The organism is Acinetobacter sp. MD2, from assembly GCF_035615575.1.
Taxonomy (GTDB): domain Bacteria; phylum Pseudomonadota; class Gammaproteobacteria; order Pseudomonadales; family Moraxellaceae; genus Acinetobacter.
Genome location: NZ_VTDK01000002.1, coordinates 254,864 through 272,632, shown reverse-complemented (window position 1 = coordinate 272,632; position 17,769 = coordinate 254,864). Strand labels below are relative to the sequence as shown.

General features: G+C 40.5%; 10 protein-coding genes. 2 read left to right on the top strand and 8 right to left on the bottom strand.

Annotated elements, in window-relative coordinates:
• Nucleotides 1-318, top strand: a complete 318-nt coding sequence (locus tag FXN70_RS04505; protein ID WP_324646286.1) for a chaperone modulator CbpM — start codon at nt 1-3, stop codon at nt 316-318.
• 42 nt (nt 319-360) lie between these two features.
• Here FXN70_RS04505 and FXN70_RS04500 read toward each other — a convergent pair whose 3' ends face one another.
• From FXN70_RS04500 to FXN70_RS04470, 7 genes are all read right to left on the bottom strand, one after another.
• Nucleotides 361-1,206 (bottom strand): Cof-type HAD-IIB family hydrolase, encoded by an 846-nt coding sequence (locus FXN70_RS04500; RefSeq protein WP_324646285.1) that lies wholly within the window; start codon nt 1,204-1,206, stop codon nt 361-363.
• 179 nt (nt 1,207-1,385) lie between these two features.
• Nucleotides 1,386-2,600, bottom strand: a complete 1,215-nt coding sequence (locus FXN70_RS04495) for a magnesium transporter CorA family protein (protein WP_324646284.1) — start codon at nt 2,598-2,600, stop codon at nt 1,386-1,388.
• A gap of 83 nt (nt 2,601-2,683) precedes the next feature.
• Nucleotides 2,684-4,771, bottom strand: coding sequence for a polyribonucleotide nucleotidyltransferase (gene pnp, locus FXN70_RS04490; protein ID WP_324646376.1), 2,088 nt, complete (start codon nt 4,769-4,771; stop codon nt 2,684-2,686).
• Nucleotides 4,772-5,015: 244 nt separating this feature from the next.
• On the bottom strand, nt 5,016-5,285 hold the full coding sequence (gene rpsO, locus FXN70_RS04485; RefSeq protein WP_004749819.1) for a 30S ribosomal protein S15: 270 nt from the start codon (nt 5,283-5,285) through the stop codon (nt 5,016-5,018).
• Between the two features lie 698 nt (nt 5,286-5,983).
• Nucleotides 5,984-7,660, bottom strand: a complete 1,677-nt coding sequence (gene recD, locus FXN70_RS04480; protein WP_420714371.1) for an exodeoxyribonuclease V subunit alpha — start codon at nt 7,658-7,660, stop codon at nt 5,984-5,986.
• Nucleotides 7,661-7,836: 176 nt separating this feature from the next.
• Complete coding sequence (locus FXN70_RS04475; RefSeq protein WP_324646282.1) at nt 7,837-11,544, bottom strand: UvrD-helicase domain-containing protein; 3,708 nt, start codon at nt 11,542-11,544, stop codon at nt 7,837-7,839.
• Nucleotides 11,541-15,206 (bottom strand): exodeoxyribonuclease V subunit gamma, encoded by a 3,666-nt coding sequence (locus FXN70_RS04470; protein ID WP_324646281.1) that lies wholly within the window; start codon nt 15,204-15,206, stop codon nt 11,541-11,543. Before FXN70_RS04470 ends, FXN70_RS04475 begins: the two co-directional genes overlap by 4 nt.
• Before the next feature lie 130 nt (nt 15,207-15,336).
• On the opposite strand from FXN70_RS04470, the gene FXN70_RS04465 reads away from it, so the two are divergent.
• Nucleotides 15,337-15,855, top strand: a complete 519-nt coding sequence (locus FXN70_RS04465) for a hypothetical protein (RefSeq protein WP_324646280.1) — start codon at nt 15,337-15,339, stop codon at nt 15,853-15,855.
• A gap of 66 nt (nt 15,856-15,921) precedes the next feature.
• On the opposite strand, the gene FXN70_RS04460 is transcribed toward FXN70_RS04465, so the two are convergent.
• Complete coding sequence (locus tag FXN70_RS04460) at nt 15,922-17,346, bottom strand: phosphate--AMP phosphotransferase (RefSeq protein WP_324646279.1); 1,425 nt, start codon at nt 17,344-17,346, stop codon at nt 15,922-15,924.
• Nucleotides 17,347-17,769: the final 423 nt, after the last annotated feature.

Here is a 17,769-nt window from a genome sequence, read left to right as displayed (position 1 = left end):
ATGACCCAAATTCATTATTGTGAAGTAATTTGTAATGCTGATTATAAAACTGAACTTTTAGATGAAGATTCAAGTTTTGATTTAGCGCATTTTTCCAGTGCATGCGGGCAGCCCACAACATGGGTTTTACAATTGCTCGAATTTGATATCTTGCCGATGAGGTCGTCTGAAACACACTTCTTTTTAGCGGAAGATTTACTTCGTGCACGCCGTGCCTATCGCTTGCAACGCGACTTTGATGCCTCATTTTCGGCAGTTGCGATGATGCTGGATTTAATTGATGAGGTTCAAAATTTACGCCGTCAAATCCGCACATAATATCCTTTGAATGACACCCAAAAGACCAACTTTTAGGTGTCTTTAGGCACTTTTTTGATGTGCTGCATCAAAGGGAAATTCTGCTTGTAGCACTTGGTCAATCACATCCAATACGGCTTCTTCTTCATTGGTTTTAACCGTGACAAAATTAGCCACTTGTTTTAATTCATCCACTGCATTGGCAATTGCAAAACCAAAACCTGCGTATTGTACCATTTCAAGGTCATTAAAATTATCACCAATTGCTAGAATTTGTGCTGTTGGAACATTCCAACGCTGTTGTAATTGCTTTAAACCATTGGCTTTATGTTGATTTGGCACGATTAAATCAATAAACCCAAATCCGCTCGACACCATTTTCACAGCACCGTTGGCTATAAAAGACAATTCCGTTAAAGATTGATACATCTGCTCAAATGGATAATCACGAGCATCTAAGGTAATTTTACAAATTTGATCATCCACACAAGTGAAGTCATTCACTTGCTGAAGTTGTTTAAAATATTTATTTAATTTTTCTAAGTTTTTATCTAGCACACTTGCATCAATATACGCACCTTTCTTACCACATAAAATGACAGCACCAGCATACATCTCAGATAATGTTTTTTGCATTTGCTGTACCAGAGGCAGCGTAAAATGTGCAAATGCCACTTCTTGATTAGCATCAACGACATAAGCACCATTTTCAGCAATAAATGCAATGTCATCTTTAATTTCGGGGAAATAATGTTGTAAAGTTGCACGCTGATTACCACTTGCGACTACAAAGTGAATACCACGTTGTTTGAGTTGCTGATACTGTTGTAAAAAGCGAGTCTTATTATATTTTTTATCGTTATTTAAAAAAGTACCATCCATATCTACCGCAATAATTTTTACAGTCATTCACACCTCTCATTTTCGCTTCTGTTTGTTGTATTTTATCGATTCAAAGTGACATTTTGATGAACAAACATCTTAAGTCTTGGCTTACATCTGCTTTATTTCATCGATCCGTAAAAGCAAAGGAAAGATAAAAAATCGCTGATGATTCATTCTGCTCAATTTTACCCTTCCTTTTCAGATTATTTTAATTTTGTCATCTTTTCAACTTGTTTCAGCGTTTGTTTAATCGGTTCAATATCTAAAAACCAAAATAAATTTACCCCTTTTTGATGATGCTGCTGCGCCAACATATCTATCACACTATTTTCGCCGCGCCCCACCATATGCCGACGATAAAAATAGAAAATTAACAGTGCCGTACTGAATAGCATCACCACCAACATCAACCAAAAACCCTGTGGCGATTTTAGCCCCGGAATAAACTCGAAGTTCATACCATAAATTCCCGTCAGTAGTGTTAATGGCGCAAATACGGCGGTAATAATGGCTAAAATTCGCATATTTTCATTGGTTTGATTGGAAATTGCTGAAAAATGTAAATCGATTGCCGCTTGAATTGAACTGCGTAGGCGTGCGGTATGTTTTTGAATCCGTTCAATATGACTGACCAAATCATTTAAACGTACTAGCATTAAATCGAGACTTTCTGTGGGTTGATTCCCCACCAAATGATGATAATTTTCCACAATTTCATCGCGTAATTCTTGCAAGGTTTCAATCTGCTCTTCACATAAGTTTTCCACCTGCTGAAATGCCATATTTTCTTGTAATAACTGCCGCCATTGGCGGAAATAACGATGACCCTGCAATAATTCTTGCTGCCAATATTCAACTCGGCGGGTTAATGGCGCACGTAATTGCAAATAATCATCAATCATACTATTTAACAAACGCATGGCTAAATTCAGCGGTGTTGCTGGTAACTTTCTGGTTTTATTTTGCTCAGGTTCAGGGCGCTGCATAAAGCCATGTAATCGTTCGATATAATTTTCAATCGCCTGATTCCCCTGTTCGCGTACAGTCACAATTGCACGTGGTGACAAAATAAAATTCACAGGTGTAGTGAGTAAACCAAATTCACTATGATGGGTTTCTGTACCGACTGCGACATGATCGTCAGGCGTGATCAGTTTTCGAAAAATCAGAAAATCGTAATCATCCATGGTGTCAAAACCACAAGGATGATCCAAATTTAAAATGTCTTGCAGATGAAATTCATTAAAGTGTAAATGCGTTAGTTCTTGAATCTGCTCTTGCCATTGCTGTTCTTGTCCAACCACATCTTGGCGTAAACAATCCACCCAAATATAATCTAGAATATAATGTTCAGCGGGTGCTTTACGAATAAAGGTATAATCTTCATCGGGATGGCGATAAAAATAATAAACTTGCATACATCCATCAACATTTAACAATACTCTTTGATGATGCCATAAAAAAAGTCCGCATAAAGCGGACTTTTCGTAAGTTTTAAAACTTATGCTTGTTCAACATCTTTCATGCTCAATTTAATACGACCACGGTTGTCGACGTCGGCAACTTGTACTTTAATTTCTTGACCTTCGGTTAATACGTCAGTCACGTTCGCAATGCGTTCGTTTGAAATTTGTGAGATGTGAAGTAAACCATCTGTGCCCGGCATAATGTTTACAAACGCACCGAATTCAACGATACGAATGACTTTACCTGCGTAAATTGTACCTGGTTCAATTTCAGCAGTTAAGGCTTGGATTTTTGCAACCGCAGCACTTGCAGACGCTTTAGATTCACCAAATACGCGCACTGTACCGTTGTCTTCAATATCAATTGCAGCACCAGTTTCTTCAGTAATTGAACGGATGGTCGCACCACCTTTACCAATGACATCACGGATTTTGTCTGGGTTGATGTTAATCACTTGGAATGTTGGCGCGAACATGTTGATTTCAGGACGTGCACGAGAAATCACTTTGTTCATTTCATTCAAGATGTGCATACGACCTGTATACGCTTGATTCAATGCAACTTCCATAATTTCTTCGGTGATACCTTCAATTTTGATGTCCATTTGAAGTGCAGTAATACCGTTGGCAGAACCCGCTACTTTAAAGTCCATATCACCTAAGTGATCTTCATCACCTAAAATGTCAGACAATACTGCAAAGCGTTCGTCTTCTTTCACCAAGCCCATTGCAATACCTGCAACTGGTGCTTTTAATGGTACGCCTGCATCCATAAGTGAAAGTGAAGCACCACATACAGACGCCATTGAAGATGAACCGTTTGATTCGGTAATGTCAGATACAATACGAATCACGTACGGGAAGCGATCTGCCGCAGGAAGAACGGCTTGTACACCACGACGTGCCAAACGACCATGACCAATTTCACGACGTTTTGGACCAGATTCACGACCAGTTTCACCGACAGAATACGCAGGGAAGTTGTAGTGCAACATGAAGTTGTCAGTTTTAGTACCAGCAAGGGTATCGACCATCAACGCATCACGGGTGTTACCCAAAGTTGTGGTCACAAGTGCTTGCGTTTCACCACGGGTAAACAATGCAGAACCGTGAGTACGCTCAAGTACACCTACTTGCACATCTAGGCCACGAACAGTTTTGGTGTCACGACCATCAATACGTGGTTTACCAGATAAAATGTTGTCACGTACAGTGCGGTATTTTAAATCTTCAAATAAGTAGTCAACTTCGTCTGCAATACCATCTACATCTTCAGCAGGAACAAACTGTGCTTTTGCTTCTGCATACAATGCGTCTAAAGCTGCATAACGATCTTGTTTTACCGCAATGGTATACGCTTCTGAAATTTTTGCTTCAAATGCTGCTTTTAAGTTAGCACGTAATTCTTCGTTATGTGCAGGTGCAGTCCATGTTGACTCTTTCGCGCCAACTGCTGCTGCAAATTCTTTAATCGCTTGAATGGCAATTTGTTGTTCGTCATGACCGAACAAGACTGCGCCTAACATTTGGTCTTCTGAAAGTTCTTTCGCTTCAGATTCAACCATAAGTACCGCAGATTCAGTACCTGCAACCACAAGGTCAAGATCTGACTGTGCCAATTGTTCATGGTTCGGGTTTAAGATATATTCGCCGTTGATTAAACCAACGCGCGCACCACCAATTGGGCCACGGAATGGTGTACCAGCAATTGAAAGCGCAGCTGATGTACCAATCATGGCTGCAATATCAGCATCCATGGTTTTGTCAGAAGACACAACGGTTGCTGTCACTTGAATTTCGTTGTAGTAACCTTCAGGGAATAACGGACGAATTGGACGGTCAATTAGGCGAGAAACTAAAGTTTCAGCTTCAGACGCACGACCTTCACGTTTGCCATAACCACCAGGGATACGACCGCCTGCATATTGTTTTTCTTGATAATTAACCGTTAATGGGAAAAAGTCTTGACCCGCTTTGGCTGTTGGTTGAGCAACCACTGCAACCAATACAGTTACGCCACCCATAGTCACCAATACAGAATTTGCTTGACGCGCAACACGGCCTGTTTCTAAAACAACTTGGTATTGACCATATTGAAATTCTTTACGAACAACATTAAACATTGACATAGTGTTTATATTCCTAAGATTTTATTCTACTAGTGGAGACCCCTAAGGTTTGACATTCAAAGCGCATATCGCTTTATAAATGACAAAGCTTAGAAGCCGACCTCACTAGAGATTAGACACAAAGAAGGAGCGAATATTCGCCCCTTCCCATTTGCTTAGTTGGCACTAAGCATTGCTTTATTTTCAGCAACGAAAGTTAAAAACATTCGATAAACCGAAAAAGAAAGCTTCAATCGAATTAACGACGTAAACCTAAAGCACCGATTAACGCTGTGTAACGACCGTGGTCTTTACCATTTAAGTAGTCAAGTAATTTACGACGTTGGTTAACCATACGGATTAAACCGCGACGGCTATGGTGGTCGTGTTTGTGTTCTTTAAAGTGACCTTGCAAATCATTGATTTGAGCAGTCAATAAAGCAACTTGTACTTCTGGTGAACCAGTGTCGTTTTCTGCGCGAGCAAATTTAGCAACGATTTCAGCGCGGTCTTGGTTAGTTAAAGCCATTCGATTTCTCCGAGATGCTTAAAGTTAAAATTTGATATGAGACCAACAATGCTTTACAGAATTGTTGACTGCCGTGCATCACTACAGCAGCAGCTATTTTAAGTGAATTTGTATTTGATTGCAAAAAAACTGTGGAAATTTGACTGAATAATTTTGAATCTAAGGCATTTAAAAGAAAATTATGCAGATTTGTCTAAATAAGGTTGGATAACAAAAGCTCAGCTTTTTAGGGCTGAGCTTTTGTTGCTGTAGTTTCTTATTTTTACTTCTTATGAGTGGCTATAACCACTTCTTATTTTTATTTCTCTGTGTGTTTTTTGTACTTTATACATGATTAATCTTGTCATAACAATATGCATTTCACAGCATCATTTTTCTACATTAAATGTCAGTCATTACCCACAAATAACAGTCAAATCAAAGTGATATAAATAAAAAAACCTTGTAGTCTCTCCCAAAACTACAAGGTTTAGCGGCTGTAAACATCCTCTTGTTTCCTACATCCAGTGTAGGTTCGTGTCTTAACGACTATTTTTGTTATCGTTCGATTATCACTTGGTTATCCTAACCATGTTTTTTGTAACGAAGCCATTGTGGCAGAAGGCTCGCACTTACACCACCCGACAATGTCTCGATTTCGTGTAAGCTTTTGCTTACATTTTACCAAAGCATAGATAATTGCATTTGTTTTTACTCAATTATTTTAATTTATGTTGCAGACCACTTTGCCTTGAAGTCCGTGTAATCAATGCTTGTTGCAGGGCATTTTGATCAACCAATAAAGAAACAACCTTTTTCGCACGTGTAATTGCAGTGTAAATAAGCTCTTGGCTTAATAGTTTAGTCGCATGTTGATCAAGCACGACGGCAACATGTGAAAATTCTGAACCTTGTGATTTATGAATGGTTAAAGCAAATGCTGTTTGAATCTGTTGTGGCAAACGGGTTGCCACAACCCATTTGTTTAAACTTGGAAAATACACTTCAAATAACTGTGAATTTTCACGGTGATAAAAACAAATTCCAATATCACCATTCGATAGCCCCAGTTGATAATCATTTTCTGTCATCATCACCGGACGCCCAACATACCAATTGCCCTGCTGCACCGTTATCGTCGCTAAATGTTGTAATAACTGTTGCTGCATAAATTGATTTAACCGCGTTAAACCCAGTGCACCATAATGAATGGCAGTTAAAATTCGATAATCGTCAAAGGTCGAAATAATATAAGGAATTAAAGCCTGATCTTGCGTTTTAGCATAAATTAACAGTGCATCAGCATAGGCTTTAAAGCCTTGCCAAAGTAAATGCAGCGCTGTATTCGACTGTTGCTCGGTAGCATCAGGATCAAGATATTGTAATTGCACATGGTCAATTTCTATTTGGGCTAAGTCAATTGCTTGCAGCTGTCCCGCGGGTACGACTTGCTGCTCAAATGCCTGTAAAACCTGCTTGGCTGTCCAATCATTTTTAGTCACACTTTGAATAAAAGCCGCCATTCTTCCAATATAAGCTTGGTCGTTAAAACGGCGACTATTGACTAAATGGCTACGATTAGGCTGTAAACTTGGCACTTGCTGTAAATCGGCCAACACAGAACCGACATCAACCGAAGCCAATTGCTGTGGATCGCCCAATAAAATTAAACGTGCATGGCTCGGAATAGCTTCAAGCAATTGCGTTGCTAAATTTAAGTCCAACATTGACGCTTCATCAACCACAATTAAATCATACGGTAGCGGCTGCTGTAGATAATGCTGCGGCTTTCCATATCGCCCAATACCAAGCAAGCGATGTAATGTCACAGGTTGTAAAGCAAATAAATCATCATGTAATACATTTTCTGCGGCTAAGTTTGGATCTTTAAAGGATGCCTGCAAAGCCTCTTGCATACGCTGTGCAGCCTTGCCTGTTGGTGCTGCCATTGCAATTCGCAGCTTTGGACATAATTTTTTTAACACCGCAACAATTCGAGCCAACGTATAGGTTTTACCTGTGCCCGGCCCACCTGTAATCATATTCAAAGCATACTGCGATACATTAATTAATGCCTGACGCTGATAAGGATCTGCCAATAAATGTTGATATGCTGCTGTATCTGTAAGTTCAGGTGGTAATTGTTGTAAACGCTCAATTTGTGCAACAAGGCGTTGCTCTAATTGAAAATAACGGTACAAATAGAGCAATTTTCCATCATACACAAAGGGCTTTACTAAATTTTGCTGTACATCTGTAAATAACTTATCTAGAATCTCGACCTCTTCAGATGAGGCTACAATACAACTGTTACCTTGTGATTGTGCTAAAAACAGTCGTTCAATCAAGTGGCGAATTTGTATTTGTTGTTGATTTTCAAAAGGAATCATCTGCATCAAGTGATTAATCCACGCATCAACCCAAAGAGGTTGTTCATTTAATAGCTGATTTTCAGGCTTACCCACAGCGTTATCCCCATAGTTATTCACACAGTTATCAACAAAGTTATACTCAAACTTACCCACAAACCAAGCGATTGAAAAATATACAATTTAGTATTTTATGAACAATTTCACACTCTTGTTTGGGGTGAATATCCTAAAATTGCATCTAAACGTAAAATCAATTCAAAATCAGGCTGCCAATACAACACACCCGCTGCCGTATCGGCTTGCATCCCTCTTAAATATAAGTAACTTGCGCCACCTAAATGCTGCTCCATCACATAATGGTTTAAACGCACTTTTAAGTAACGATGCAAAGCCACCAAATAAATCGCCGCTTGCAACCAATAGCTACTCATCGACATATTCTGCTGAATGGCAGCCACAGAATAATCCTCAAGGTTTGCTCCCAAGTAATTACTTTTATAGTCGGCAATATAAAATTTTTGCTGATGCTGATAAACCAAATCGATCTCGCCTTTTAAAAATCGTGCCGATTCAGCAGGGTTTAAATTTGGCATATCATAGCCATATTCGGTAAAAAGTGCCTGAATACGTTGGGTGGCAAACACCCTATCCGACAATGCCATATAAAATGGAAATTCAGCCAATGAAGCTTTCGTTTCTAAATGTGCTAAGCAAAAATCGCCATGCATTGGGGTTTGAATAATCTCAAGCAACCATTGTTGAATTAATGCTAATAGTTCAGCTTTATCCTCAGCAGTTAAATTTTCGGGCAATTGATGTGCTTGGGCATAGCGTTGCTGTAATTGCTGCCATAAGGCTTGGTCGGTATTTTTAAAGCGGCGTTCTAGGCTTTGCGTCCAAAGTGAATGGTCTTGAAAGTCTAAATGTTCAAAAATGGTATGTAAAAATGTGCCTGCTTGTGTGCCTTGCACAAAATTTTGACGAATCCATGCCAATTTTTGCCCTTGGAGGGATGCTGTTATTGGTGCTGCCACTTGAGTTTCATCTGCGGCGGCCAAATTTAGCTCAGGTGCAGCGGCAAGACGGTCTTGTATTTGCGCGCGACTTAAATGCTGTGCCAATGCCGTAAAACTGGTGCGTGTAGCAGGGTAAAAACGCTGCATTGGCAATGCATTCGCATCTAAAGATTGTGCTTGTTGTAGCAGTGTCGTGGCTTGAATTAAATGAGGTGCATCAAACATCAGCATAGCATCACCACTATTTTCATGGCTAAAAGCAGCATGATTTTTCCAAAAACCTAAGCCTGTCTTTGATTTGGCCTTGGGGTCTGAAAGCAGTGCATACACCCGATGACTGGCACGGGTTAAAGCCACATACCATAACCGATGTTGTTCGGCTTCGGCACGGCTGCTATGTTGTTGCTTGGCATCTGCCGATAAATGTGCATCGGGAATAGTAATCACACGGCGCTGTTCTAGCTGTGATGTGATTGGATTGAGTTGCTCAATGGTCGAAAAATTTAAATCATTTTGGTCTTTAAACGTACCATCGGCATTAAGCAAAAAAACCACTTTAAACTCAAGCCCTTTAGACTGATGAATGGTCATCAGTTTGACCCCTTCAGCATTCGAAAGTGGTCGTTCAAGCTCCCATTCTCGCTCTTTGGGTGCACCCAATTGTTTTAAATACCATTGATATAAATGCTGCGGCCCCGAGTGATGACGGCTATGTTCACTCAGCAATTCGGTTAAATGACGTAAGTTCACCACCACCCGTTCATTGTCTGGGCTTGGAATCGCCACCATGCGCTGCCAAATATCGAAACGCTGTAAGCAATATTGCCACGCCGTTAAAAACTGCTGTTCAAACCATAATTCACGAATATGATTAAAAGCGTCAATATAATCAGCAAAACCCTGTGCTTCAGCCTGCACAGCCAATAGTTCACTTAAAGTAAAATTAAATAAACGACTGAGTAAAGCGCGGCGTAATTTATTTTCATCATAAGGATGTAAAATTGCGGTTAACACTGCACCCACATCTTTGGCAATGCTGTGGTCAAAGACACTACGTTTTGCAGGTCGATTGACCCGTATTGCCATTTTTTCTAAAGCAAACTGCACTTTGTCTAAACCATCATGATTTTTAGACAACACGGCAATGTCATCCTCACCTAATGGTTGTGGCGAGTCCGCATCAAAATACAACTGATTTTCACGTGCTTGATTGAGCAAATTGGTAATTTGCCATACCACTTGCTTAGGGTGCTCGGCTTTATCTTCAAGCAATAACCAACGTAGCGGCAACGGATTTTTTTGTCCATGATCAACCAAAGCAGGATGCGGACGCTGACCTGCAAATACAGGGTGATAAATCACTTGCTCGCCAAAGTCGGGCTGCTGTTGAAACAGTGCATCCACCACTTCAACCAATGGCGCAACCGAACGATGATTATATTGTAATTGATAGAAACGACCTGATTTTTGTATAACGTCCTGATGAGCCTGCACAAAAGTGAGCATATCACCACCACGAAAACCGTAAATGGCTTGTTTACGGTCACCCACCATAATCATACAACCACGGGCATAACGCTGTGGATGCCGCCAAATACTGGCAAGCATATTGTCTTGGTCTTGGTTGGTGTCTTGGAATTCATCCACTAAAATTAATGGATAAGCCTGATGCACCGCCGCCGAAAATAACTGCCCATGTGAGCCGCGTAAAGCTTCGCTTAGGGTACGAATTTGCTGTGAAAACGTCGTTTCGCCTGCGTGCTGCAATTTTTCAGGTAAGCGTAATTTTACTTGCTGACACAAATACAATTTAAGGGAAGTCGCGGTATCCTCTAAATTTTGTTGCACATTCAGTAGTATTTCTAACACCGAACATAAGGTTTGCAGCGCTGTATCTTGATAAAACTGGGCAGCTGCATCAGCAGAGCATTTTTTGGAAAAGATTTTTTCAGTTTGAAATAATTCTAAAAATTTAAAGATCCGTTTACGCTGTTCGGCAAAGTTTGCCTGAAAAAATGCCTGCCCATCACCCATTTGAATCAATTGAATCGCGGCAGGAATTACCTCAGCAAATAAAGTGCTAAAAGCATCTTTTTTAAAATACGTGCCACTTACGCCTGCAAAATATTCACCTTCACTTAAATAGAAGGCTTCCAAATGACGAAAATCTAAATCTTTTAAGCACAATCGCTGCTTAGAAAATTCGGTGAAGTCGATGGCTTGCACAGCTGTCGTTTGCAGTTGCGCACTGGAAAAATTTAGACTCGATTCCACCACATCCAAATACGCATCGGCAGGTTTTAAGTCGCCACTGGCATATAACCAATCAATGGTGCTTTGCGGCTGCGCTTGAATCCATTCGCGTAAAATATCGTGAATCAATTGTTGGGTGTATTGCTTTGCATTATCGGTCATATCGCTACGTTCAATACGTCCGCTTTCAAAGGCAAATTCACGCAGCAACTTCTGACTAAAACTGTCAAGCGTGCCCACAAACAATTCATCAAGCTGATCAATCACCAATTTTAACCGCGCACAAGCATAATCGACCTGCCCTGCAAATTTGGTTAATAAAATGGCGTGGAGCGGGTCTTGATTTTTTAATTGCACAGCCAATTGTTCATTTTGTACTTGGGTCCCTTCACGCCTCGCATCAAAAAAACGATAGGTTTGAAGTAAGCGCTGCCGAATTCGTGCTTTTAATTCTGCTGCGGCAGCACGGGTAAAGGTGGTTGCAACCACCTGTCTTGGCAAGTATTTTTCTAATAAAATTCGCACCATTAAACTTGAAAGCGTATAGGTTTTACCTGAACCTGCCGATGCTTCGATCCAATGTAAGCCTGAAAAATAAATATCTTCGATGGGCTGATACGACAGTGCCGCGAGATTCATAGGTTTTTTTCCATCTGCTGATATTGATAAATCGGCGCATACAGTGCATAAGCAAATTGTTCACAGCTTTGGCGTAAAGCTTGCGTGGCATTCTGTTCTTGCAACAAAAATTTCCAATCGGGATGTTGCTTGGTTGAACGGTCTTGTTGCACCGAAAAACTGCGGTTAAAATTATTTTCGCCTTGCCATTGTTTCAACAATAAATCGGTATTGTCGAGCCGTACTTGCCCGAATTCATCGTGCGTCCAAATGAGCGCTTTGCCATCTTCTAACGGCTTTAACAGCAATGCAGCAGGTAAAATTAACGGTGCTTGTTTACCTGCTTGCCATGCTTGCAACCATGCTTGTAAATATTCCAAGGCTTGTGCCGAATTGACACCCGAATAAATAATTGTGCAATCGCTAAATACTACAATATGGCGATGATTTTCAGTCGCAGCTACATTCAAATAGGCCAACCACAATAAATATTCTAACCATACTTTGGCACGGCGTTCTGCCCGTGCACTAGAAGGATTTAAACTGACCCAATCATTTGTCTCTTGCTGCTCAGGCACATCTATTCGCATGCTTAAATGAGGACTCAATGACACTACTTGCTGCGTGGTTGGTGTTGGTTCAGTCGCATAACGGTGTAATTGATTAAGCAATAATTGATGTTCATTCAAACTGACCTGCCACACCGCATGGCTAACTTTTCCCACAGGTAGTCGATCTGCCAACAATGCCGTTTCAGGTGGATGCTGTGGTTGTTTTTGTAAAAATTCTCGAATTGCATAACGACCTAAACCATCTGCCACCAAAGGTTCATTGTCGATGTTCTCGGCATTCGGTTGCAAATTCTCTGCGCCCAAGGTTTTTAAATAGAGCTGCGCAGGAAAAACCATTTGATTGATCCACTGCCGACTGTTCAGTTGGATGACTTCGGTTGTATCAAATTCAAGTTGTGCTTGGCACCAACCCTGACGCTGTCCATTCACATGCTGAATGCGTTCTGCCACCGTAAACCACTGGTCGTGAAACCGTGCAATATGGGGTTGCTGAAACCCTTTGGGGTCAAAGGGTTGTAAGGGATGAACTGCAAATAAATGCTGAAGTTGTTTCGGTAACTCTACCCCATCCACCTCAATCAGTTCTGACAGCACTTGGTCGGGTTGTTCGGATGTAACAATAAAAGCCAAATGATCAATTAACTCTTGTAATACACTTGAAGGTTGTCGCGGCATGCCATCATTGATATCAAAACCATTATAAAACAACCATAAACTTTGTTTTGCCAACAACAGTGCATCTAAAAATGCACCTTGGTCGTCCTCTAAACGCGAGCGGTCGCCCAATTGTGGACGCAGTTGCGAAATTAAATCAAACGCCGTTTGGTTTTGTCGGCTTGGAAATGCACCACTGTCTAGGTTGAGCATCACCACCAACTGATACGGAATTGGGCGAATCTGCCCAATTTGGCTAAAGGTAATTTGCCCGCTTGGCTCGGCTTGATCCAAGGTGTTTTCAAGCTGTTGCTGAATTTCTTGTAATACATAAGCCAATGGTAGTTGCAACTGTGCCAAAGCGGAATGGCTGTCTTGTTGACGTTGACCAAATACAGCCAAGGTCAGCATACGAATATATTTTTGCAATAGCTCTGCAACAACATCAAGCGCAACAACGCCTGCTTGCTGAAACTCAGCCACTTCTTGCTGTAGCACAATTAGCCATTTTTCAATACTTTTTTGGGCTTCAGTTACCAATAACCACGTACTACGCTGCTGAATATCTTGATAAATTTGAATTAAGCAGCCAATCAAACTGAAGTCTTCAGGGAATACGTCGGCAAAACTTAAAATTTGCTCACATAATGTATGCTCAGGAATAGCAATCCCTAAAGCCAAGCGGTCAAGCGCAAACTTAAAACTAAACCGATAATCTTGGTCATCGGCGCTTAAACTTTTTGCTAAATGTTCGGCATCTAAACCACGCTTAAATCCTGCTGCAGCCAACAAAGTGAGCATTCGCTCAATCGCATCAATATCTAAACCATAACGTGTTTGAGTCGCAGACAAACTGAGCCAGTCAGCAAAATCTTCAAAACTAAAACGGCCTTGTGCCAATGAAATTCGCCCAAGTAAGGCTTGCCATGCTTGCAAAATATCCAGCTGTGGCACACCGCCAATTTTAATTGGCAAATACACTTGTTGTTGATTGGCAACTTTAGGCGGCGGCGCAAAAACCGTACGTATATGTGGCTCGAGTGCTTTTAAGTTCGGTGTAAGAATTAAAATATCATCTAAACGGCGTGGCTGTTCAGGGGTGCCTTGCGCTAGCCAATGCAGCAATTGTTCTTTGAGTACTTCAAGCTGACGCAGCGCAGAGTGGCAAACATGAATACAGATTGAGTCATCATCAGTATGAAGTGGATAGTGATGCAGCTCAGGCTCCATCAAATACAAAATATCCGACTGTAATTTCCCAAGCAACGTATCGGGATAATGTTCATCAAATAAGTCAAACCATTCACCTTCTTCACCCGAAGATAAATTGGCCAACAACGAAAAGTGGTCACGCGCTTGCTTGCCAAAACGAGTCAGAATAGGATGGCGTGATTCACGCGATTCGGCATTAAAATTTAAATTAAACTGGGTAAAAAAATGTGCAATTTCGGCATCGGTTACGGTCTTACCAAATCGTTTTTGACTGTCGATAAAACGCTGTTTCACTTTTACATCGTATTGTTTTTTCCAGTTAGGGTCGACACTGTCCGCCCAATATTCTTGCGATGGATTAAAGTGAAATACGTAAATATCTAAATACTGGGCCAAACGGCGTAAAAAATAAAGCTGACTTGGTGCAAGTTCTAAAATGGTAAAAATTGAAATTTGTTGCGGCAACTGCGCCAACGCAGCTTCACGTTGCATCGGGTCATCTAAAATTTCCCAAAAATCCTGATCCACCTGCTGCATTTCAATAAAATCGGTATTAAAAACCTCTAACCACAACCAACGCTGCCAAGCCTCAAGCTGTTGCAACTGCAATAATTTTTCTTCTGAAACAGGGCTACCATGTATAGGGACTAGCTGTTCAATATCAAGCGGCTGTTGTTTGCCCCATTGTTTTAACCAATTATGTGAACAACTACACGGCTCAGCCAAAGGATGCCCACAATGCCCGCGGTACAACATATATTGGCTAAACAAACGCGAAACTTGTTCGGCGATCCAATACAACATGCTTTGTTTTTTTTGCACACGATCTGCCAATGCTACAGTTTCAGCACTGGCATAAATTCGCTGCACAATTGCAAATAAAGGATGTTCCGAAGCAAGCTCATTTTGCGCAGGTTGAATATACGGCGCAAGTGCGGCATAGATTCGCCATTTCATCACCAACCGTGGAATATTGGCTTGGCGAACGCGGTCTTTATTGGGCAAAACTTGCTGATACGCAAACCACTGAAAACTTTGAATGCGCGGATGAAATTCTGCATTCGCACTAATCCCTTGCACTTTGGCAATATATTGCTGCAACCACTGTGCTACCGCCGCACTGGGCACAATGAAATGCTGCGGCGCTAAAACTTGAAATGGTGCATCTAAATGCGCTTTACTTTGTTGTAATAATGCCTGTGCCAAAACTTCGAGTTGCTGACTCTGACAAATATGGATTCCCATAAACTTCCTTTATTGTGTTTTGGTTACAGCAACTCATCGACTACTGCACTGACATTTTTACACATGAAATACTACACAGTAAGCCAATTTTAGGTTTAAATACAAATCATTGAGACCTAGGTGTAAATAAATGAAAATAGAGCAAGTACCTGATTCAATTGACCCAAACTTAAATATAGAACAAGCGCGTCGTGACTGTCTCGCATTAATCCAAAAAAGAGCTTATTTTTCTGCGGGCGCTGCCATTATACCCATCCCTTTTTTTGATGTAATGTTTGATGTCGGTCTTTTAACGCGCCTTATTCCTGAAATTAATGACCACTTTGGCCTAGATCAAGCCCATGTCAGCGTATTTGACCCACAAACCAAACAAATTCATTGGCAAGAATTACGCAAACGTGGCGTTCAATTTTCAGGCTTAATGGTTGCACGTACAGGGGTAAAAAAATCGATTAATGGTTTTATCAGTAAAATGCTCACCAAACAAGTGACCAAATTTATTCCACTTGGTGGACAACTCATTGCCGCAAGCTTGGGCTACATTGTATTTAAAAAGATTGCAGCCGCACATATTGATGATTGCTATCAATTAGCCAAAAGCATTCAACTCAAACAAAAAGCCCAAGTGCTGGATGTCGCTAGCGTTTAATCAACTTAAAATAACCGATTAAACCTTTTTGCATGATTTTATACCCGATATCACAACTCAAGGCAGTTAATCTGCCTTGAGTTGTTTTAAAATTGCCTGAAAAATATCTAAACGTGCCTGACGCTTATTGTCAGTTGCAATAATATGCCATGGTGCGTAAGGTGTAATGCTTCGTTCAAACATATCAGCAGCTGCATTTAAGTAATCGTCCCATTTGGCACGATTACGCCAGTCTTCATCGGTAATTTTATATTGCTTACGTGGCGTTTCTTCACGGGCTTTAAAGCGTTTTTCTTGCTCATCTTTACTAATCGCAAGCCAAATTTTTACCACTACCGTTTGTGTGTCAACCAAATCTTTTTCAAAACGATTGATCTCATCATAAGCGCGTTGCCATTCAAAGGGCTTGGCAAAACCCTCTACCCGCTCAACTAAAATACGTCCATACCATGAACGGTCAAAAATATGAATCAGACTATTATTTTCTTCAAGTTTACGCCAGAAACGCCATAAATAAGGATGACGCAGCTCAAATGGTTCAGGTGCTGCAATGCTAGTAATTTCATATTCACGTGGGTCAAGCCGTTTAACAATGCGTTTAATTGCGCCGCCTTTACCAGCGGCATCCATGCCTTCAAACACAATAATCACACGACGTTGATGCTGTAACATAGCACGAGCAACTTTTAGCGAGAGTTTCTTCAGTTGTTGCTTATATTCAGCTTTATCTAGCGGTTGATTTTCAATTTGGGTCAGTTGCTCAGGAATCGGGCTTTGTTGCCATTGGTGTTCAACCAAACCGTTATGCTGAGGTAGGTCTTTCATTGCCGATAAAACATGTGCAGCAAATTGCTGATTCCGTGCAATAGGATCTTCACCATCAATATAAATCCAATCCTCACTAAAGCGTTGGCGTAATTTTTGAATGGTGTCGTATTCTTTTTTGTTACGCCAATCTAAACCATGTAATTTATGCCATTGCTGTTCCGACGCATTCATATTGTCTAGGCGTTTCTGCAATGATTTCCACGACAAATCAAACCAAATTTTAACGACATCGACATTATTTTGTTTTAAATCCTGTTCAAATTGACGCATCTGCTGAATATAAGCATCGAATAAAGTCTCATCTAAGGGCTTAGAGACATGCATCGCCGTTTTAAGTAAATCGTTATACCAATTACCAAATAAAATAATTAACTCACCTTCACTTGGAATGGAATTGGCATAGGTTTCCCAAAAGGTTTGTTGGGTGCTGAGCAATTCAGCCGTGGTCGCTTTGACATGTAAATGCCGTGGATCGACCCATTCACGTAATTGCTTCACCGCCTCGCCTTTACCTGCAAGCTCAATCCCACTCACAATAATTAAGACACTTTTAGCACGATCTGTACCACGACTATCTTTTAAGTCGTACTGCGCTTCGATAAGCTCGAGTGAGAGTTGATCTTCTTGGCTTTTTATTTTCTGTTTGGTTTTTTCTTTGCACATACCACACCATATTTTGGTCAAATTTTTATCTCGTCTTGAAACTATAGAACAATCAAATGGGTCTGCCAATCGATAAGCTTAAAACTAACCCTCGCATATGATTAAACCATCAACTTACATATTCGTTTGGCATAACAGTAAGACTGAAAAATACATTAAACAAAAACCTGACATTAAAGAAACGATACGTTTTAATTTTAGATTCTGTTGCTTTTTAATAAACAACTGAATGCTGAGTGTCATAACAGCGAACCATAAACAAATGGTCAGTGCATGCAGCGTTATCCGTTTTAAATTTTAGCTAACATCAACATCAGACCAATCACTTATATAAAAAACATATTAATAAAATTGATATTTTATTATTTCCCCCATTTCCATTCAGCAATAACAAAAATATAATAAAAATGATAATTGCTCTCA

Excerpts from the sequence above, each read along its gene's own strand:
- FXN70_RS04505 (WP_324646286.1), top strand. The coding sequence starts at position 1 with ATGACCCAAATTCATTATTGTGAAGTAATTTGTAATGCTGATTATAAA.
- FXN70_RS04500 (WP_324646285.1), bottom strand. The coding sequence starts at position 1,206 with ATGACTGTAAAAATTATTGCGGTAGATATGGATGGTACTTTTTTAAAT.
- FXN70_RS04495 (WP_324646284.1), bottom strand. The coding sequence starts at position 2,600 with ATGCAAGTTTATTATTTTTATCGCCATCCCGATGAAGATTATACCTTT.
- pnp (WP_324646376.1), bottom strand. The coding sequence starts at position 4,771 with ATGTTTAATGTTGTTCGTAAAGAATTTCAATATGGTCAATACCAAGTT.
- rpsO (WP_004749819.1), bottom strand. The coding sequence starts at position 5,285 with ATGGCTTTAACTAACCAAGACCGCGCTGAAATCGTTGCTAAATTTGCT.
- recD (WP_420714371.1), bottom strand. The coding sequence starts at position 7,660 with ATGCAGATGATTCCTTTTGAAAATCAACAACAAATACAAATTCGCCAC.
- FXN70_RS04475 (WP_324646282.1), bottom strand. The coding sequence starts at position 11,544 with ATGAATCTCGCGGCACTGTCGTATCAGCCCATCGAAGATATTTATTTT.
- FXN70_RS04470 (WP_324646281.1), bottom strand. The coding sequence starts at position 15,206 with ATGGGAATCCATATTTGTCAGAGTCAGCAACTCGAAGTTTTGGCACAG.
- FXN70_RS04465 (WP_324646280.1), top strand. The coding sequence starts at position 15,337 with ATGAAAATAGAGCAAGTACCTGATTCAATTGACCCAAACTTAAATATA.
- FXN70_RS04460 (WP_324646279.1), bottom strand. The coding sequence starts at position 17,346 with ATGTGCAAAGAAAAAACCAAACAGAAAATAAAAAGCCAAGAAGATCAA.